At 67.1% G+C, this 17301-nt stretch carries 17 protein-coding genes; 9 read left to right on the top strand and 8 right to left on the bottom strand.

What is annotated here, in order from left to right; genetic code table 11:
- Window positions 1-128: 128 nt before the first annotated feature.
- The 5 genes from purH (at window position 129) to N6H05_RS06610 (ending at window position 6161) form a co-directional block, all read left to right on the top strand.
- Window positions 129-1721, top strand: coding sequence for a bifunctional phosphoribosylaminoimidazolecarboxamide formyltransferase/IMP cyclohydrolase (purH, locus tag N6H05_RS06630; RefSeq protein ID WP_284113178.1), 1593 nt, complete (start codon window positions 129-131; stop codon window positions 1719-1721).
- A gap of 228 nt (window positions 1722-1949) precedes the next feature.
- The gene (locus N6H05_RS06625) at window positions 1950-2282 is read left to right on the top strand and encodes a UrcA family protein (protein WP_284113177.1); all 333 of its coding nucleotides are present in this window, start codon (window positions 1950-1952) and stop codon (window positions 2280-2282) included.
- 181 nt (window positions 2283-2463) lie between these two features.
- Window positions 2464-3990 (top strand): NAD(P)/FAD-dependent oxidoreductase, encoded by a 1527-nt coding sequence (locus N6H05_RS06620; RefSeq protein WP_284113176.1) that lies wholly within the window; start codon window positions 2464-2466, stop codon window positions 3988-3990.
- Window positions 3991-3994: 4 nt separating this feature from the next.
- On the top strand, window positions 3995-4414 hold the full coding sequence (locus tag N6H05_RS06615; RefSeq protein ID WP_284113174.1) for a GtrA family protein: 420 nt from the start codon (window positions 3995-3997) through the stop codon (window positions 4412-4414).
- Window positions 4392-6161: a hypothetical protein gene (locus tag N6H05_RS06610; protein ID WP_284113173.1), complete on the top strand. Its 1770-nt coding sequence runs from the start codon at window positions 4392-4394 to the stop codon at window positions 6159-6161. The genes N6H05_RS06615 and N6H05_RS06610 overlap by 23 nt, the downstream gene beginning before the upstream one ends.
- Here N6H05_RS06610 and msrB read toward each other — a convergent pair.
- Genes msrB through N6H05_RS06595 form a run of 3 tightly spaced genes read right to left on the bottom strand, consistent with a single transcriptional unit; the run spans window position 6148 to window position 8795 of the window.
- A complete protein-coding gene (msrB, locus tag N6H05_RS06605) occupies window positions 6148-6624 on the bottom strand; it encodes a peptide-methionine (R)-S-oxide reductase MsrB (protein WP_284113172.1) in 477 nt (158 codons plus the stop codon). The genes N6H05_RS06610 and msrB overlap by 14 nt on opposite strands.
- A gap of 18 nt (window positions 6625-6642) precedes the next feature.
- On the bottom strand, window positions 6643-7833 hold the full coding sequence (locus N6H05_RS06600; RefSeq protein WP_284113171.1) for an ABC transporter permease: 1191 nt from the start codon (window positions 7831-7833) through the stop codon (window positions 6643-6645).
- On the bottom strand, window positions 7830-8795 hold the full coding sequence (locus tag N6H05_RS06595; RefSeq protein ID WP_284113170.1) for an ABC transporter ATP-binding protein: 966 nt from the start codon (window positions 8793-8795) through the stop codon (window positions 7830-7832). Before N6H05_RS06595 ends, N6H05_RS06600 begins: the two co-directional genes overlap by 4 nt.
- Before the next feature lie 22 nt (window positions 8796-8817).
- Between N6H05_RS06595 and queG the strand changes: the two genes are divergently transcribed.
- Complete coding sequence (queG, locus tag N6H05_RS06590) at window positions 8818-9876, top strand: tRNA epoxyqueuosine(34) reductase QueG (protein ID WP_284113169.1); 1059 nt, start codon at window positions 8818-8820, stop codon at window positions 9874-9876.
- On the opposite strand, the gene N6H05_RS06585 is transcribed toward queG, so the two are convergent.
- Together N6H05_RS06585 and N6H05_RS06580 are read right to left on the bottom strand one after the other, a co-directional pair.
- The gene (locus N6H05_RS06585) at window positions 9857-10225 is read right to left on the bottom strand and encodes a hypothetical protein (RefSeq protein ID WP_004208885.1); all 369 of its coding nucleotides are present in this window, start codon (window positions 10223-10225) and stop codon (window positions 9857-9859) included. The genes queG and N6H05_RS06585 overlap by 20 nt on opposite strands.
- Window positions 10225-10899, bottom strand: a complete 675-nt coding sequence (locus tag N6H05_RS06580; RefSeq protein WP_284113168.1) for an EI24 domain-containing protein — start codon at window positions 10897-10899, stop codon at window positions 10225-10227. Before N6H05_RS06580 ends, N6H05_RS06585 begins: the two co-directional genes overlap by 1 nt.
- A 119-nt stretch (window positions 10900-11018) precedes the next feature.
- On the opposite strand from N6H05_RS06580, the gene N6H05_RS06575 reads away from it, so the two are divergent.
- Window positions 11019-12017, top strand: coding sequence for an adenosine kinase (locus N6H05_RS06575; RefSeq protein WP_284113167.1), 999 nt, complete (start codon window positions 11019-11021; stop codon window positions 12015-12017).
- Window positions 12018-12083: 66 nt separating this feature from the next.
- Here the strand turns inward: N6H05_RS06575 and N6H05_RS06570 are convergent, their stop codons facing one another.
- From N6H05_RS06570 to tsaD, 3 genes are read right to left on the bottom strand one after another with little or no spacing between them, the layout of a single operon-like run.
- Window positions 12084-13616 carry a lipopolysaccharide biosynthesis protein gene (locus N6H05_RS06570; protein WP_284113166.1) on the bottom strand — a complete coding sequence of 511 codons (1533 nt, stop codon included), beginning with the start codon at window positions 13614-13616 and terminating at the stop codon, window positions 12084-12086.
- Window positions 13617-13649: 33 nt separating this feature from the next.
- Complete coding sequence (locus tag N6H05_RS06565) at window positions 13650-14621, bottom strand: NAD(P)H-dependent glycerol-3-phosphate dehydrogenase (RefSeq protein ID WP_284113165.1); 972 nt, start codon at window positions 14619-14621, stop codon at window positions 13650-13652.
- The gene (gene tsaD, locus N6H05_RS06560) at window positions 14618-15652 is read right to left on the bottom strand and encodes a tRNA (adenosine(37)-N6)-threonylcarbamoyltransferase complex transferase subunit TsaD (RefSeq protein WP_284113163.1); all 1035 of its coding nucleotides are present in this window, start codon (window positions 15650-15652) and stop codon (window positions 14618-14620) included. The genes N6H05_RS06565 and tsaD overlap by 4 nt, the downstream gene beginning before the upstream one ends.
- Window positions 15653-15696: 44 nt before the next feature.
- Here tsaD and hemC point away from each other — a divergent pair, with 44 nt between their 5' ends.
- Both hemC and N6H05_RS06550 read left to right on the top strand, forming a co-directional pair.
- Window positions 15697-16623: a hydroxymethylbilane synthase gene (gene hemC / locus N6H05_RS06555; protein WP_284113162.1), complete on the top strand. Its 927-nt coding sequence runs from the start codon at window positions 15697-15699 to the stop codon at window positions 16621-16623.
- Window positions 16620-17279: a uroporphyrinogen-III synthase gene (locus tag N6H05_RS06550; RefSeq protein WP_284113160.1), complete on the top strand. Its 660-nt coding sequence runs from the start codon at window positions 16620-16622 to the stop codon at window positions 17277-17279. The genes hemC and N6H05_RS06550 overlap by 4 nt, the downstream gene beginning before the upstream one ends.
- Window positions 17280-17301: the final 22 nt, after the last annotated feature.

Raw genomic sequence — 17301 nt, 5'->3', positions numbered from 1 at the left:
TACAGTAGCGGCAAAGGCCCGCAAGATCGGGAAATTCCCTGCGCTTGAGGACTGTATTTTTGCGCCGCGCGCGACTAGAGGGCTGCGGCAAGCCTGAAGCGGCATCCCGAACAGCAGGAAGCATCCCCATGACCACCGACGTCACCATCAAGCGCGCCCTCCTTTCCGTATCGGACAAGACCGGCCTTATCGAACTGGGCCAGGCACTGGGCCAGCATGGCGTCGAACTGGTATCGACCGGCGGCACCGCCAAGGCGCTGCGCGAGGCGGGCCTGGCCGTGAAGGATATTTCCGAGCTGACCGGCTTCCCCGAAATGATGGACGGCCGCGTCAAGACGCTGCACCCCAAGGTCCATGGCGGCCTGCTGGCGGTACGGGGCAACCCCGAGCATGTCGCGTCGATGGACGAGCATGAGATCGGCGCGATCGACCTGGTGATCGTCAACCTCTATCCCTTCGCCGCGACCGTGGCCAAGGGCGCCGACCGCGACGAGATCATCGAGAATATCGACATTGGCGGCCCGTCGATGGTCCGTTCGGCCGCGAAGAATCATGAGAGCGTCGCGATCGTCACCGATCCGGCCGACTATGCCCGCCTGATCGCCGAAATGGCCGAAAAGGGCGGCGCCACCAGCTATGATTTCCGCCGGATGCTGGCGGCCAAGGCCTATGCCGCCACCGCCGCCTATGATTCGATGATCGCCAGCTGGTTCGCCTTTGCCGACCAGGGCGTCGCCTTCCCCGAGAGCCTGTCGCTGTCGAGCAAGCTCAGCACCACGCTGCGCTATGGCGAGAACCCGCACCAGTCGGCCGCGCTCTACCTGCCCAACGGCCCGACCGCGAATGGCATCGCCCAGGCCAAGCAGATCCAGGGCAAGGAACTGTCCTACAATAATTATAACGACGCCGATGCGGCGCTGGAGCTGGTCAGCGAATTCCGCGACGGCCCGCCGACCGTCGTCATCGTGAAGCACGCCAATCCGTGCGGCGTCGCCACCGGCGCGACGCTGATCGAAGCCTATGAAGCCGCGCTCGCCTGCGACAGCGTGTCGGCCTTTGGCGGTATCATCGCCGTCAACCGCCCGCTCGACGGCCCGACCGCCGAGGCGATCAGCGGCATTTTCACCGAAGTCGTCGCCGCGCCCGACGCCGATGACGAAGCCAAGGCGATCTTCGCCAAGAAGAAGAATCTGCGCCTGCTGCTGACCGGCGAACTGCCCGATCCGGCCCGCCCCGGCCTGATGGTCAAGAGCATCGCCGGCGGCCTGCTGGTCCAGAGCCGCGACAATGGCAAGGTCGACCTGGACGCGCTGAAGGTCGTGACCAAGCGCGCGCCGACCGAACAGGAACTGAAGGATTGCCTGTTCGCCTGGACCGTGGCCAAGCATGTGAAGTCGAACGCGATCGTCTATGCCAAGGGCGGCAGCACCGCCGGCGTCGGCGCGGGCCAGATGAACCGTCTGGAATCGGCCCGCATCGCCGCCTGGAAGGCCAAGGACGCGGCTGAAAAGGCAGGCTGGAGCGAACCGCGCACCATCGGTTCGGCGGTCGCCTCCGACGCCTTCTTCCCCTTCGCCGACGGCCTGCTGGCGGCGGTGGAAGCCGGCGCGACGGCGGTGATCCAGCCGGGCGGCTCGATCCGTGACGAGGAAGTCATTGCCGCAGCAGACGAAGCGGGCCTGGCGATGGTCTTCACCGGCATGCGCCACTTCCGCCATTAAGGCTTGTTTCCCAACGCGCTACATCGCGCCTCGGGACAGCCACGCGACAAAGTTTATGCGGGTGCGAAACGATCCTGTTCGCACCCGCAAAATCGCAGAAAACTGCCATTTTTTGGCAATTGGCCTCTTTTCAATGTCACCGGGCAATCCTATTTAGGATGGCGACCCCGCACCCACGTCAGGCGTTGGGCACGACATAAAAAAAAGCATGTTCGACAGGAGAATAGGATGACCAAGAAGACGCTGGTGGCGATGGCCGCCACCCTGGCCCTTGCGCTGCCTGGCATGGCTGTCGCCGGCAACAGCAGCAATGAAGTCGTCGTCGACGGCACCACCGGCCTCACCACCCGCACCATCGCCGTATCGGTGGCCGACCTGAACCTGGCCAGCAACAATGGCCTGCGCCGCGCCGATTATCGCATCAGCCGCGCCGCCAAGGAAGTGTGCGGCTGGGTCAATGGATCGATCCTGCCGGCGACCCCCGACTATCGCGACTGTGTCGGCAGCGCGCTGGACGGCGCGCGCAGCGACCTCAATGCACTGGCACAGCGCCAGGGCTGATCTTCACCCATCCCGCAAGGGCAGCCTTCCCCGTCACGGGGACTGCAGGGGGCCGTTCCGCACATGCGGGGCGGCCCTTTGTCATGTCGGCGCCGCGCTCATGCTTACCGGCGATTAACCACTCCTTAGAGGATTTCCTTCACTCAGCGAGACACGAAGGACCATCCAGGGGATATAGAGCATGTCGCGTGTCGACCAGAGTGTGGACGTCGCCATCATCGGGGCAGGCCCGGCCGGCCTGACCGCCGCCTATCTGCTGACGAAAAAAGGCTTTTCCGTCACCGTCATCGAGAAAGACCCGGTCTATGTCGGCGGCATCAGCCGCACGGTCGAGCTGGATGGCTATCGATTCGACATCGGCGGCCACCGCTTCTTTTCCAAGTCGAAGGAAGTGGTGGACCTGTGGAACGAGATCCTGCCGGACGATTTCATCCAGCGCCCGCGCATGAGCCGCATCTATTATGAGGGGAAATTCTACTCCTATCCCCTGCGTGCGTTCGAGGCGCTGTGGAATCTGGGCATCTGGCGTTCGACCCTGTGCATGGCGAGCTTCGCCAAGGCCAAGCTGTTCCCGAACCGCAATGTCCGCTCCTTCCAGGACTGGACCGTCAACGCGTTCGGCCACAAGCTGTTCTCGATCTTCTTCAAAACCTATACCGAGAAGGTCTGGGGCATGCCGTGCGACGAGATGTCGGCCGACTGGGCGGCGCAGCGGATCAAGGGCCTGTCGCTCTGGGGCGCGGTGGTCGATGGGCTGAAGCGCTCGCTGGGCCTCAACAAGAAGCCCAATGACGGCATGGCGACCAAGACGCTGCTCGAAACCTTCCGCTATCCCCGCCTTGGCCCCGGCATGATGTGGGAAGCCGCGCGCGATCGGGTGATCGAGGGCGGCAACCAGATCTTGATGGCGCACAGCCTGAAGCAGCTGGCGCAGGACCAGGGTACGGAACGCTGGCGCGTGGTGGCGGACGGCCCGGACGGCGACGTCATCATCAACGCCGCCCATGTGATTTCGTCCGCGCCGATGCGCGAGCTGGCAGCCCGCATCCATCCGCTGCCCGAAACCCTGCCCGAGGCGATGGAGCTCAAATATCGCGACTTCCTGACCGTGGCGCTGATGATCAAGTCGGAGGATCTGTTCCCCGACAACTGGATCTATATCCACGACAGCAAGGTGCAGGTCGGCCGCATCCAGAATTTCCGCAGCTGGTCGCCCGAAATGGTGCCCGATGAATCGGTCGCCTGCGTGGGCCTGGAATATTTCTGCTTCGAAGGCGACGGCCTGTGGGCGTCGGCCGACGCCGACCTGATCGACCTGGCCAAGAAGGAAATGGCTATATTGGGCCTGTGCAATCCCGATGATGTCGTGGGCGGCGCGGTGGTGCGGCAGGAAAAGGCCTATCCGGTCTATGACGATGCCTATGCCGACCATGTGCTGGCGATGCGCACAGAGCTGGAAGCCGTCGCCCCGACGCTCCATCTGGTCGGCCGCAACGGCATGCACCGCTATAACAACCAGGATCATGCGATGATGACGGCGATGCTGACAGTGCGCAACATCGAGGCCGGCACGCGCGTCTATGACGTCTGGGGCGTCAACGAGGATGCCGAATATCATGAATCGGGTGAGGAAGGGCAGGATGTCGAAGGACAGCGCGCCGCCCTCGCCAGCGAACGACTGGTGCCTTCCCGCCTGAAGGCCGCATAAGCCGATGGGCGAACCGTTGCGCGCCCTGACCGCCCGGCTGGGCAGCATCGCCGCGCGCTTCATGTTCGCCCGCTATCTGCTGGCCAGCATCTGCGCGCTGTCGAGCGACATGGCGGCCTTCCTGATGCTGAGCCGGGCCGGTGCGACACCGATGCTGGCGGCTTTCGGGGGCTATGCGGTCGGCCTGATCGTGCATTGGGTGATCAGCATCCGCTTCGTGTTCGATACGGGCAACGGCCCCAGTCATGCCCAGCGGTTTGGCTTCGTGGCCAGTGCGCTGGTCGGCATGGGGATCACCATGGCCATGGTTGGCGGGCTGAGCGCCGTCGGCATTGCCCCGGCGATCGCCAAGCTGATATCCGTACCGGCCAGTTTCCTGAGCGTCTATGCGATCCGCAAATATGGCATTTTCGCGCGCAGTTGAGCGCTATAATCACTGGCTGCGCCTGCTCGCCTGGCTGGCGTGCAGCGCGGTCATGCTGTGGCTGTTCCATGGCGATTTCGCCGCGCTGGGCTTTCGCGACCCCGATGATGCGATGCGGCTGGTGCAGGTGCGTGACTGGATCGGCGGTCAGGGCTTCTGGGATGTCAGCCAGCATCGGGTGAACCCGCCACTGGGCGGACCGATGCACTGGTCGCGCATCGTCGACATGCCGGTGGCAGGGCTGATCCTACTGGCGCGGCCACTGCTGGGGCCTTCCGCTGCTGAGATGGTCGCCTGCATCACCGTGCCGCTGCTGTTGCTGGGCGGATTGGCCGGCGCCGTGCATCTGGCGGCCCGGCGACTTGGCGACCCTGTTCTGGCGCTGGTGACCGTGGCCCTGCTGCTGACGACACCGTCGATCCTGGTGCAGTTCACACCGCTGCGGATCGACCATCATGGCTGGCAGATCTGGATGGCGACGATCGCGCTGGCCGGCGCACTGGATGATCGGCGCGTCCGCGGCGGGGTGACGAGCGGGCTGGCGCTGGCGGTCTGGTTGCAGATTTCGAGTGAAGCCCTGCCCTATGTCGCGCTGTTTGCCGGGCTGTTTGCGCTGCGCCAATGGCTCGATGGCCGGGAAGCGTCGCGCTTCATGGCCTTTGCGGCGACACTGGGCGGGGCTGCGCTTGCGCTGCTGGCCTTGCTGCGCGGACAGGCGGCCTTGCTGCATGACCAATGCGACGCGCTGTCGGCCGCCTATGTCTGGCCGCTCGTCGCGCTGGCCGTGTTGGTGCCGCTGGCCGGCACACTGATCGGGACCGGCAGCATGACCCGGCGCTTCCTGATCGCCGCGATCGGCGGCGGGGCCGCCATCGCGATCCTGCTGGCGATCGGTGGTCCCTGCCTGTCAGGCGATCCGTTCCAGGCGCTCGGGCCGCTGGCCTATAAATATTGGTATTTGCAGGTGATGGAGGGCCGGCCGATCTGGGTGCAAAGCCTGTCGCTGCGGGGCGTGATCCTGCTGCCTGCGCTGGTCGGGCTGACGGGTTCATTGTCTGCCGCCCGCCTGGCCGCCAACAGGGATGCACGCATGCGCTGGCTGGCATTGGCCCTGTTGCTGCTAGGGGCGATGGCGGTGTCGCTGCTGGTCATGCGCGCCGTGTCGGTCGCCCATGTCTATGCCCTGCCCGGTGTCGCCTGGTTGCTGATCGCCCTGTTCCGCAAGGTACAAGCATCATCGCAGGCGCTGGTGCGCGTCCTGGGGTCGGTGGCGCTGATCCTGCTGATCCCAGCCGGGATCAGCGCATTGTGGATTGCCCTGATCCCCGAAGCCCCGTCGGCCAAGACCAGCGCCGTCAATTGCCGCGCCGCCGCCACGCTGGCGCCGCTGCACGCCCTGCCCCCATCTACCCTGTTCGCGCCGCTGGACCTTGGCCCCGACATATTGGTGCAGACGCCGCATCGCGTGATCGGCACCGCCCATCATCGCAATGCCGCCGGCATCACCGCCGTGATCGAGGGCTATATGGCGACGCCGGACAAGGCGCGCGCGGTGATCCGGTCGGTCAATGGCGGGCATGGCGCCGACTATGTCGTGACCTGCGCGGGCCTGACCGAATATGCGCTCTACGCCAAAGACCAGCCCCAGAGCCTGTCGGCGCACCTGATGCGGGGCCAAGTGCCCGGCTGGCTGCAGCCGCTGCCCACCAAGGGACCGCTGCGCATCTACAAGGTCAAACGGGACTGAAGGCCAGCGCCACGCCGTTCATGCAGTAGCGCAGGCCGGTGGGCCTCGGCCCGTCATCGAACACATGGCCGAGATGCCCGCCGCAGCGAGCGCAATGGACTTCGGTCCGGGGCACGCCCAGGCTGAAGTCGCGCGAGGTGCCGATGGCGCGGGGCAAGGGCGCATAGAAGCTGGGCCAGCCGGTGCCGCTGTCGAACTTGGTCTTGGAACTGAACAGATTCTGAGCGCAGCCGGCACAGGTGAAGGTGCCGGCGCGATGTTCCCGGTTGAGCGGGCTGCTGTCGGGAAATTCGGTCGCGCCCTGGCGCAGCACCTTATAGGCCCAGGGGCTGAGCCTGCTGCGCCATTGCGCGTCGGTCAGGCGATAGGGATAGGCGGCTTCCGCCGCGTCGGGGCGGAATTGCCACAGGGCCAATGCAGAGGCGCCGGTCGCGACGCCATAGAGAAAATGCCGCCGGTTCATTATCCCTCCCTAGCCTGTTCAGCCTGTCGAACTCCTGAACAACTGCTTCCACCAGCGGCCGCCCGATTTCAGCACATGACGGCGGAACAGCAGCACGCCGATGCGGATGATGAGGGCGACCCAGACGCCCTGCCACAGGATCGCCACCAGATGCGGCCAGAGCGCCGCATCCTGCGCCGCCCGCGCGATCATCGCGAAGGGCGAGGAGAAGGGAAAGACCACCGACGCCACTTCCAGCGGCGATCCCATATGGTCGACCGTGTAGGAGACGAAGAAGAAGATCATCATCTGGCCCATGGTGATCGGCATGTTGAGCGTCTGCACCTCGCGCACGGTCGCCGCCTGTGCGCCGATGCCCAGGAACAGCGAGCCGAGCAGCGTATAGGCCATGGCGAAATATATGATGCCGAGCGCGATGAAGGCAGGCCAGCCCACCGCCGGATCGGGCAGGACCGTGCCGGGCGCCTTCAACGCCATGAAGATGGTGAAGGCGGTGGCGCCCCAGAAAGCGATGCCGACGAAGCTCATCCCCAGCATGGCGATCAGCTTGCCAAGGAAGATCGCGTCCACCGGCACGGCGGCGGCCAATATCTCGATGATCTTGTTGGTCTTTTCCTCGACCAGATTGGACAGGATCATGCCCGCCAGCAATATGGTGAGGAAGAAGATGACGATCTGGCCGGTGCGGCCGATCAGCAGACGGGCCTGCGACTGGGCGCCGAGACTGGTCGCCACTTCCTGCCGCTCGACCTTGACCATGTGCAGCACCTTTTCGGCCTGCGCCGCGCTGGCGATCAGGCTGAGGTCGCCCTGCAACCGGTCCAGATCCTCGGGCTTGCCGGTCAGGACCGGGCGGGAGACGGTGCCCGAGAGCATGGCGACGACGTCGGAATCGGGCCGGGCCAGCTGGGTCCGGGGCGGGGTGCCGAGCGGCACGGCGTGAAGCCGCGGCAGCGCCTGTGGCCCCATGCGTTCGGTCAGGCGCGCATGCGCCCGTTCGAGCGCGCCGACATCGGCCGGCGCCATGGCGATGCCGACGACCGGGCGCAGGTCGGTGCTGGAAATCTTCTGGGTGAAACCGGCAAAGACCATGCCGATGACGATCGGCACCAGCGGCCCGATCAGGAACAGGATGAAGGTGCGTGACAGGACGACGGCGGTGAAATCCCGCCGGGCGATCACGCTGGCGGCGCGCAGCAATTCCTTCATGCCCCGGCCTCCTGCGTGGCGTCATCGCGCATCTGGCGCGCAGCAGCCTCCCCCGCGATCGCGACAAAGGCGTCGTGCAGGCCCGGCCGTTCGATCGACAGGCTTTCGATGCCCGCCTGACCGTCGAGCAGGGCGCGCAGCAGCGGTTCGATGCCGTCATCGGGCAGCGCGAAATGCCAGGCGCCATCCTGCGCCAGCGTGTCGGTCGGCAAAGCGCGGCGCCAGGCACCGTCGCTCAGCCGTGTGCGCAATGTCACCTGGGGCGGCAGACGGTCGCGCGCGTCGCTGACCGATCCTTCGAACCGGATGCGGCCGCCTGCGACGATGGCGATGCGTTCGCACAATCGTTCGGCATGGGCGATGACATGGGTGGAAAAGAGGATGGTGACGCCCTTGCGCGCCTGATCGCGGATCAGCGCCTCCAGCTTTTCCTGGTTCATCGCATCGAGGCCGGAGAAGGGTTCGTCGAGGACGATAAGGCGCGGTTCATGGACGATGGTGCCGAATAGCTGCACCGTTTGGGCCATGCCCTTGGAGAGCTGGCGGATCGGCTTTTCGACCGAGGCGCCCATGCCATAATCCTGCAGCATGACGCGCGCCCGTTCGCGCCCGACATGGAGCGGCAGGCCGCGCAGCGCGCCCATGAAGGCGATCGCCTCATAGGCCTTCATCGACGGGTAGAGACCGCGCTCCTCGGGCAGATAGCCGACCTGCTTGGCCATGCGCAGCGGCGCGCCATCGCCCAGCAGGGTGCGGTGGCCTTCGTCAGGGTCGATGATGCCCAGCAGGGTGCGCAGCAAGGTGGTCTTGCCCGCGCCGTTCGGCCCCAAAATGCCGTAGATGGTGCCGGCGGGCACGGCGATATCGACGCCATCCACCGCGCGAAAATCGCCGAACGCCTTGACAAGGGCATGGCCTTCGACGGCATAGGGGGCGGCAGGAGCCGGAGTGTCACCGATCATCCGCCCCTGATAATCCCGGACCATGCCAGTGCAAAACGAAACATTGGAGCAGCGCCTGAAAGCGCAGGCCGCGCAGTTGGGCTTTGCCGCCTGCGCGATCACGCGCGCCGACGCCGCGCCGCGCACGGCCGAGCGGCTGCGCCAATGGCTGGAGGCCGGCCATCATGGCGACATGCTGTGGATGGAGGAGCGGGCCGAGCAGCGCGGATCGCCCACGGGCCTGTGGCCCGAGGCGCGGAGCGTCATCATGCTGGGGATGAGCTACGCCCCCGGCCGTGATCCGCTGGCGCTGGCCGAGGTCGGCGATCGGGGCCGCATTTCCATCTATGCGCAGGGCCGCGACTATCATGATGTGGTCAAGAAGGCGCTGAAGGCGCTGGCCCGCTGGCTGGTCGATCAGCAGCCGACCGCGCTCAAGGTGTTCGTCGATACCGCACCCGTGATGGAAAAGCCGCTGGCGCAGGGCGCGGGGCTCGGCTGGCAGGGCAAGCACAGCAATCTGGTGAGCCGCCAACATGGCAGCTGGCTGTTCCTGGGCGCCATCTATACCGAGATCGCATTGGAGCCCGATGCGCCGGAGGTGGACCATTGCGGCAGTTGCACCGCCTGCCTGTCATCCTGCCCGACCGACGCCTTTCCCGCGCCCTATATCGTCGATGCGCGGCGCTGTATCTCCTATCTGACGATCGAGCATAAGGGGCCGATCCCGGAAGAGTTCCGGGCACGGATGGGCAACCGCATCTATGGCTGCGACGATTGTCTGGCGGCCTGCCCCTGGAACAAGTTTGCGCAGGGGGCAGCGGCCAACCGCGCCTTCATCGGCCGGGCGGAGCTGGCAGCGCCGGCGCTGGGCGACCTGCTCGACCTCGACGATGCGGGCTTTCGCGAGATTTTCTCCGGATCGCCGATCAAGCGGATCGGGCGCGACCGGATGGTGCGCAATGCGGCGATCGCGGCGGGCAATAGCGGCGACCTAGGGCTGGTCGACCGGCTGCGGCCGCTGACCTCCGATCCCGATCCGGTGGTGGCGGAAGCGGCCGAATGGGCGCTAGGCCAATTGCTCAGCGCTGCTGGAGCGTAGCCGCACAGGAGGCGTGGTCGACATCTGTGCCGGCGGGCGTGCGGGCGTCGACATGGGTCACCACCGGCTCCTTCCCCTTGCCGGGCGAATAGAGATAGGCGTCGAGCACGCAGCGCCCATTGGCGAATTGCAGCTTGCGCACGGTCGTTTCGCGAATGTCGAGGCGCGGGGTGCCGAACATCTGGGTCAGGCGCTTGGCGTCCATGCCCATCAGCGGTCCGGTCTTGGTGAAGGCGCTGGCCGGCGGACCGGCGGGCGGCGGGGTGTAACTGGTGGCGGGCGGGACGACGCCGCCACAGGCCGCGAGCGGCAGCGACAGGAGCGCGGCGAGCGCGAAACGGGGCGACATCAGACCGGCTTCCTCCTGGACCCTAACAACATGTGGACCGCCATAGCCGCGCTCCAGATCGGCGCAAGCAGGTTGACCAGGGGAATGAGGAAGAGAAGCGCCGAAACGAGGCCCATGAGCCACCGGCTGCCACGGCCGATCGGCGGCAGGCCGGGATGGCGGGGCTCGACCATGTCGGCAAGGTCGCGGCCGAGCAGATAGGCGTTCACCGCCAGGAACAGGCCGATCGTGCCGACCCCCGTGACCAGCAGCAGCACATAGCCGGGCAGCGCCAACAGGTTCCAGCCAAGTGTGCGGCCGACCGAGCGCAGCGCATAATGAAGGCTGCGCGTGAAGCCGACCGGCCGGCCTACAGCCTGTGGATAAGTATCGCGCTCCACCGCCTCGATCACATCGTCGGCGAACAGGCCCATGACCAGCATGGCGATGGTGCGGAACAGCAGCCAGCTGGCCGCGATCATGGCAAGGCCGGTCGCAGCCGCCTCCGCCATGCCGCCCCAGCCATCCCCCTCGCCCCAGCCGAAATGGAGGCGCGTGGCGTGAAAGGCCGCCCATAGACCAACGCCCAGCAGCACGAACAGCAGCAGCGTCAGCGCCAGCGTCTTGACCAGCAGCCGGCGGGCGGCGGCGTGGAAGATCAGGGGGAAGGCGCGCAGCGCCGCGGTGATGATCATGGCCCGATATCCTGCGCCCCGGCGGCTCCGTCAATCAGCAGCGTTGCGCCAGCGCCCCCGGACCGGTAGAGACGGCCCAATTTACCGCTATTTTCCCATCATCTTTCACAGGAGCCCGCGTGACTTCTTCCCCCACGCTTGACGTTGTCGCCATCGGCAATGCCATTGTCGACGTTCTAGCCCGCAGCGACGACGCCTTCCTGGCGCAGCATGCGCTGACCAAGGGCGGCATGCAGCTGATCGACGCCGAAATGGCCGAAACCCTCTATGCCGACATGCCCCAGGCCAAGGAAATCAGCGGCGGTTCGGCCGCCAACACGCTCGCGGGCCTCGCCGCGCTGGGCGCCAAGTGCGGCTTCATCGGCCAGGTCAATGACGACCAGCTGGGCGCGGTCTTCGCCCATGACGTACGCGCGCTGGGCATCAAGTTCGACACGCCGGTGATGCAGGGCGACATCCCGACCGCCCGCTGCCTGATCCTGGTGACGCCGGACGCGCAGCGCACCATGAACACCTTCCTGGGCGCCTCGCAGTTCCTGCCCGAAGCGGCGCTGGACCTGGAACTGATCCAGTCGGCCCGCATCCTGTATCTGGAAGGCTATCTGTGGGATCCCGAGCAGCCGCGCGCCGCGATGCGCGCCGCCATCGACGCCGCCCGCAATGCCGGCCGCAAGGTCGCCTTCACCCTGTCCGACAATTTCGTGATCGACCGCCATCGCGCCGACTTCATCGACCTGATCGAACAGGGGCTGATCGACATCCTCTTCTCGAACGAGGGCGAGATCCAGTCGCTGGCGCAGATCGATGATTTCGACAAAGCGCTGGCCCGCTTCGCCGACAAGGTGCCGGTGCTGGTGTCGACCCGCAGCGAAAAAGGCGCGGTCGCCATCGTCGATGGCGTGCGGCACGAAGCCCCCGCTGCTCCGGTCAGCCAGATCATCGACACCACCGGCGCAGGCGACCTGTTCGCTGCCGGCTATCTGGCCGCGCATCTGGAAGAGCGCAGCGTCGAGGATTGCCTGGCACTGGGCGCAGCGGCGGCCGCTGAAGTCATTTCGCACTGGGGCGCACGTCCCGAGGAAGATCTGAACCTGATCCGCGCCAAGCTGTTCGCCTGATCGCGACAGACACTGACAAAAAAGCCCGCCTCTCCATCCGAGAGGCGGGCTTTTTTATTGGGTGGATCAGGCCGGGGCCTTCTGCTTGCGGAACAGGGCGCGGTCGTCCGGGCCGAAGCCCCAGCGCCAGATGACGAAGCCATAGGCGCCCAGGATCGCCCAGACGCCGACCGCCAGCTCGACCCATTCGAAGCGCGCCGGCAGGGCGACGAAGGCCGCACCAACGATGCAGGCGACGCCCGAGGCGCTGAGCAGGGGCCAGCGCCAGGCATTGACGCGGGCGTGGAGCAGGCTGGAGAGCAGGCGCGCCTTAACGAAGGCGCCGGCGCCGAGCGCAATGCACAGGCCCAGAGCAGGTGCGGCCGCCAGTTCCTGCGGCGTGAGGCCGAACTGCTTGCCGAGCAGGATCAGGCCGAAGCTGAGCGCCGCCTGCAGCGCGATCATGCTGAGCGAGATCATCAGGTTGCGATGGCGGGCGATATAGACCAGCGCCGATTCGCTGACCACGGCGGTCGCGGCGACCACTTCGGCCAGCAGCAAGAAGGCCAGCGCACCGGTGCCGCCGACGAAATGCGGACCGACCAGGCCCATGACCGCCTCGCCCGGAATGCCGAGCGCCAGCGCGATACCGGCCTGCGCGGCGATGATCCAGAATCCGACCTGGCTGACCTGCTGCGCGATCGCCGCCAGATTGCCTTCGGCGAGGTTGCGGGTGATGACCGGACCCAGGATCGGGTCGAAGCTGGTCTTCAATTTCTGCGGCAGCGAAGCGACCTGCTGCGCGACATAATAGATGCCCACGATCGCCGGGCTGACGAACAGGCCCAGGATCGCCATGTCGAGCCGGCGCGAACCCCATTCGACGCCGTCCGCCGCGGCGAGCGGCAGATTGCGGCGGGCCAGGCGCCAGAGCCGCCCGGCATCGGGACGCCAGCCATGCGGCCGGCCATAATGGCGCCACATCGGGATGATCGAGGCGATCATCGCCGCGACCATCGACACGACATAGGAGAGGATCAGGCCGTCGCGCAGCGAATAATAAGCGAAACCGAACGCGCCGATGCTGATCGCCCAGGGTTCGATGATCGAGCGCGCGCGGACCGTCGCCCCGATGTCGAAGCGATAGGCGCAGGCGGCCAGCGCCACGTCGGAGGTGGCCACGGCGATGACGATCAGCGCCAGCAGCCGGTCGAGCCCGTTGATGCCGCTATTGGGGAACATCGCCTGGGGAAAGGCGATCAACAGACCGGCGCCCAGCAGCGATGCGATCAGCGTCACCACCATCGCGTCGGTGACGACATGGCTGTGCGGCCGTTCGGTCTGGCTGAGCGCCCCGGCAAGGCCGCGCTTCAACCCCAGCGTCGCGATCTGGGCGACGAATTCCACCACCAGCACGGCATAGGCGAAGCGCCCGAGCGCGTCGGCGCCATACCAGCGACCGGCGATGAACAGGAAAGGCAGGCGCGCCGCCAGGCGCAGCAGGAAGCCGAAGACGTTGGTCCGTCCGCCCTTGGCCAGGGCGGCGATGTCATCCTTCTGTTCGGCAGGGGTCGCCTGCGCGGTCACAGGCCCCTGGTCCCCCTCGATTGTCATGCTCATGTCTATAGGCGATCTATTGTGTCGCGGCGATGCTTATTCGGGTCGCAGCGGGCGCGCCAGCAGCGCGTCGATGACCTGTGCCAGCGGTGCGGCATCGCCGAGCAGGGCACAGACGGCTTCCACCACCGGCATTTCGACGCCGGCCGCGCGGGCCGCAGCGCGCAGCACCGGCGCGGTATGCGCCCCTTCGGCCACGGTGCGACGGTTGGAGAGAAGGTCGGCCGCGCTCTGCCCCTCGCCCAGCCCCTTGCCGAGCGAGAAGTTGCGCGAATTGGTGGAGGAACAGGTGAGGACGAGGTCGCCCAGGCCCGACAGGCCGCCCAGCGTTTCGGCGCGAGCGCCGCGTGCGAGACCGAAGCGGGTCATTTCGGCAAAGCCCCGACTGATCAGCGAGGCGCGCGCATTGAGGCCAAGGCCGGCGCCTTCCGACACGCCGCAGGCGATGGCGAGCACATTCTTGACCGCGCCGCCGATTTCCGCACCGACGACATCGTCGGACAGATAGGGGCGGAAGGTCGGGCGGGCGATGCGCGCCGCCAGCTTTTCGGCCAGCGCCTGGTCGGCACAGGCGAAGGTGACGGCGGTCGGCAGCCCCCTGGCCACTTCATGGGCGAAGGTCGGGCCGGAGAGAACGGCGATCGGCGAGCTTGGCTGCGCCTGGGCCGCGACTTCCGACATCAACAGGCCGGTGCCCGCCTCTATCCCCTTGGAACAGAGGACCAAAGGCACGCCGGCCGGCGCCTGTGCAACGACGCTGCGCAGGTGCTGGGCCGGACTCACCACCAGGATCAGGTCGCGATCGGCCAGATCCGCCATCGCGCCGGTCGCGCGGATCGACGGCGAAAGCGGCAGGCCGGGCAGATAGAGCGGATTTTCCTGGGCACTGTTGATCGCATCGACCACATCGGCTTCGAGCGCCCAGAGGCGCACATCCTGCCCGTCGGCCGCCAGCAACTGCGCCAGCGCCGTGCCCCAGGCGCCTGCTCCGATGACTCCCGCCTTCATGCCTTCACTCCTGCTCCACGCGCCTTTTCCGCCGTCGGATCGAGCGGCCAGCGCGGCCGGGCGGGGATGGTGAGATCGTCGGTCATGCCCGCAGCGTAGCGCTCTGCGCCGGCCCAGGCGATCATCGCCGCATTGTCGGTGCAAAGCCACAGCGGCGGGGCGACGAAGGGCAGGCCATGATCCCCGGCCAGCGCAGTGAGCGCGCCGCGCACAGACTGGTTGGCGGCAACCCCGCCGGCGACGACCAGCGCGGTCACGCCTTCGCTCGCGGCGAGCGCGCGGCGGGTGCGATCGAGCAGGCAGTCGATCACCGCCTGCTGGAAGCTCGCGGCGATATCCTCGACGGTATATTGGCCCGACTGGGCGGCGCGCATCACCGCGCTCTTGAGGCCCGCAAAGGAGAAATGGGGTTCGTCGGTGCCGACCAGCGGGCGCGGCAGCGGCACGGCGCGGGGATTGCCCTTGGCCGCCGCCTTCTCCACCGCCGGACCGCCGGGAAAACCGAGGCCGAGCAGCTTGGCGGTCTTGTCGAAGGCTTCACCCGCGGCATCGTCGATCGTGGTGGCAAGGCGGCGATACTGGCCGACGCCCTCCACCCTGAGCACCTGGCAATGGCCACCCGACACGAGCAGCAGCAGATAGGGGAATTGCAAATTCTGGTCGGCGAGGCGCGGCGAGAGCGCATGCCCCTCCAGATGATTGACCGCGACCAGCGGCTTGCCGGCGGCATGGGCGAGCGCCTTGCCGGTGACGAGGCCGACCATCACCCCGCCGATCAGGCCAGGGCCGGCGGTGGCGGCGATGACATCGACATCGGCCAAAGTCATCTTTGCGTCGGCCAGCGCCGCCTCGACCAGCGGGGCCAACGCCTCGACATGGGCGCGGGCCGCGATTTCCGGCACGACGCCGCCATAAGGACGGTGCGCGTCTTCCTGCGTGGCGAGGCGATGGGCCAATATCCGGCCATCGGCCGTCACCAGCGCCGCCGCGGTTTCGTCGCAGCTTGATTCCAGGCCGAGGATGATGGTCATTGCCGCTTCCATCTAGTGCCCGTGGCCATTAGAGCAAGCCGCTTATGAAAAGACCCGAACGACCGTTGCGCCTTGGCACCAGGGGATCGCCGCTTGCGCTGGCCCAGGCCCATATGACCGCGCAGGCCCTGCGCGACGCCCATGGCTGGAATCAGGACGCCATCACCACCGTCATCGTCCAGACCAGCGGCGACCGGATCCAGGACCGGGCGCTGGCCGAAATCGGCGGAAAAGCCTTGTGGACCAAGGAGCTGGACCGGGCGCTGGCGGAGGGCGAGATCGACTGCGCCGTCCACAGCATGAAGGACGTCGAAACGATCCGGCCCGATGCGATCCGCATTGCCGCGATGCTGCCGCGCGCCGATGTGCGCGACCGGCTGGTCGGCGTGGAAAATTTTGCCGCGCTGCCGCCGCAGCCGATCGTCGGCACCAGTTCGCCGCGCCGTGCCGCGCAGGTGAAGCGACTGCGCCCCGATGCGCAGATCATCCTGTTCCGCGGCAATGTCGCCACGCGACTGGCCAAGCTGGAGGCCGGCGAGGCCCATGCGACGTTGCTCGCCGCCGCCGGGCTCGACCGGCTGGGCCAGGCGGACATTGGCGCCACGGTCGAGATCGACACCATGTTGCCGGCGCCGTCGCAGGGGGCGGTCGGCATCGAGACGCTGGCCGACAATGACGCCATGCTGGGCTGGCTGGCGGCGATCAACCATCGCGACACGTTCGATTGCGTGATGGCCGAGCGCGCGGTGCTGCGGGGCCTGGGCGGCACATGCCATTCGCCGATCGCGGCGCTGGCGCTGCTGGAGGGCGGACAGATCCACCTGCGCGCCGAGATCATCAGCCCGGAAGGGAATGAGACGGTGCGGGACGAGGCACGGCTGGCGCGCGGCGATTTCTACGCGGCCGAGGCGATCGGCCGGAGCCTGCTGGAGCGGGCAAGCCCGGCACTGCGCAGCCTGTTCGAGGGGTGAGACCGCTCATCATCCTGCGGCCCGCGCCCGGCGCCGGCAGGACGGCGGACAAGGCGATGACCATGGGGCTGGCGGTGCGGCTGTGCCCGCTGTTCGCGGCCGAGGCGCTGACCTGGACACCGCCACCCGCCGGGGATTTCGACGCGCTGCTGGTGACGAGCGCGCAGACGGTGCGATTCGGCGGGGCCACGCTGCAGGCCTATCGCGCCTTGCCGACCTATGCCGTGGGCGCGGCGAGCGCCGAGGCGCTGCGGGAAGCGGGTTTTGCCGATCCGGTCGCGGGGGATGGCGATGCCAACGCGATCGCCGCGCGGATCGCGGCCGACGGGCACCGGGCAGTGCTGCATCTGTCGGGCGCGGCGGTGGCACCGATGGACGCGGGCCCGCTGCGGGTGACGCGCATCCCGATCTATCGGATGATGCCCCTGCCCTGCGATCCGCTGGACCTGAGCGGTGGCGTGCTGCTGGTCCATTCTGCGGCGGCCGGCGCCCGGCTGGCAGAGATATTAGCCGAAAATCAGCGCGCGACGTGCGACGTCGTGGCGATAAGTCCGGCCGCGCTTGCCGCCTGCGGCAGCGGATGGGCCAGCGCGCAGGCCGCCGACGCCCCCAATGATGCGGCGGTACTGGCCCTCGCCCGTCGATTGTGCGAATGAAACCGCGGTCGCAAACGAGAGA

Origin of the sequence: Sphingobium sp. WTD-1 (genome assembly GCF_030128825.1) — a bacterium.
Lineage (GTDB): Bacteria > Pseudomonadota > Alphaproteobacteria > Sphingomonadales > Sphingomonadaceae > Sphingobium.
Note: the sequence above shows the minus strand (reverse complement) of the source record. Positions and strands in the feature narration are given on the sequence as shown.

Excerpts from the sequence above, each read along its gene's own strand:
- hemC (WP_284113162.1), top strand. The coding sequence starts at position 15,697 with ATGAAAAGACCCGAACGACCGTTGCGCCTTGGCACCAGGGGATCGCCG.
- N6H05_RS06570 (WP_284113166.1), bottom strand. The coding sequence starts at position 13,616 with ATGAGCATGACAATCGAGGGGGACCAGGGGCCTGTGACCGCGCAGGCG.
- N6H05_RS06615 (WP_284113174.1), top strand. The coding sequence starts at position 3,995 with ATGGGCGAACCGTTGCGCGCCCTGACCGCCCGGCTGGGCAGCATCGCC.
- N6H05_RS06620 (WP_284113176.1), top strand. The coding sequence starts at position 2,464 with ATGTCGCGTGTCGACCAGAGTGTGGACGTCGCCATCATCGGGGCAGGC.
- purH (WP_284113178.1), top strand. The coding sequence starts at position 129 with ATGACCACCGACGTCACCATCAAGCGCGCCCTCCTTTCCGTATCGGAC.
- N6H05_RS06585 (WP_004208885.1), bottom strand. The coding sequence starts at position 10,225 with ATGTCGCCCCGTTTCGCGCTCGCCGCGCTCCTGTCGCTGCCGCTCGCG.
- N6H05_RS06565 (WP_284113165.1), bottom strand. The coding sequence starts at position 14,621 with ATGAAGGCGGGAGTCATCGGAGCAGGCGCCTGGGGCACGGCGCTGGCG.
- queG (WP_284113169.1), top strand. The coding sequence starts at position 8,818 with ATGCCAGTGCAAAACGAAACATTGGAGCAGCGCCTGAAAGCGCAGGCC.
- N6H05_RS06580 (WP_284113168.1), bottom strand. The coding sequence starts at position 10,899 with ATGATCATCACCGCGGCGCTGCGCGCCTTCCCCCTGATCTTCCACGCC.
- N6H05_RS06600 (WP_284113171.1), bottom strand. The coding sequence starts at position 7,833 with ATGAAGGAATTGCTGCGCGCCGCCAGCGTGATCGCCCGGCGGGATTTC.
- msrB (WP_284113172.1), bottom strand. The coding sequence starts at position 6,624 with ATGAACCGGCGGCATTTTCTCTATGGCGTCGCGACCGGCGCCTCTGCA.
- N6H05_RS06595 (WP_284113170.1), bottom strand. The coding sequence starts at position 8,795 with ATGATCGGTGACACTCCGGCTCCTGCCGCCCCCTATGCCGTCGAAGGC.
- tsaD (WP_284113163.1), bottom strand. The coding sequence starts at position 15,652 with ATGACCATCATCCTCGGCCTGGAATCAAGCTGCGACGAAACCGCGGCG.
- N6H05_RS06625 (WP_284113177.1), top strand. The coding sequence starts at position 1,950 with ATGACCAAGAAGACGCTGGTGGCGATGGCCGCCACCCTGGCCCTTGCG.
- N6H05_RS06610 (WP_284113173.1), top strand. The coding sequence starts at position 4,392 with ATGGCATTTTCGCGCGCAGTTGAGCGCTATAATCACTGGCTGCGCCTG.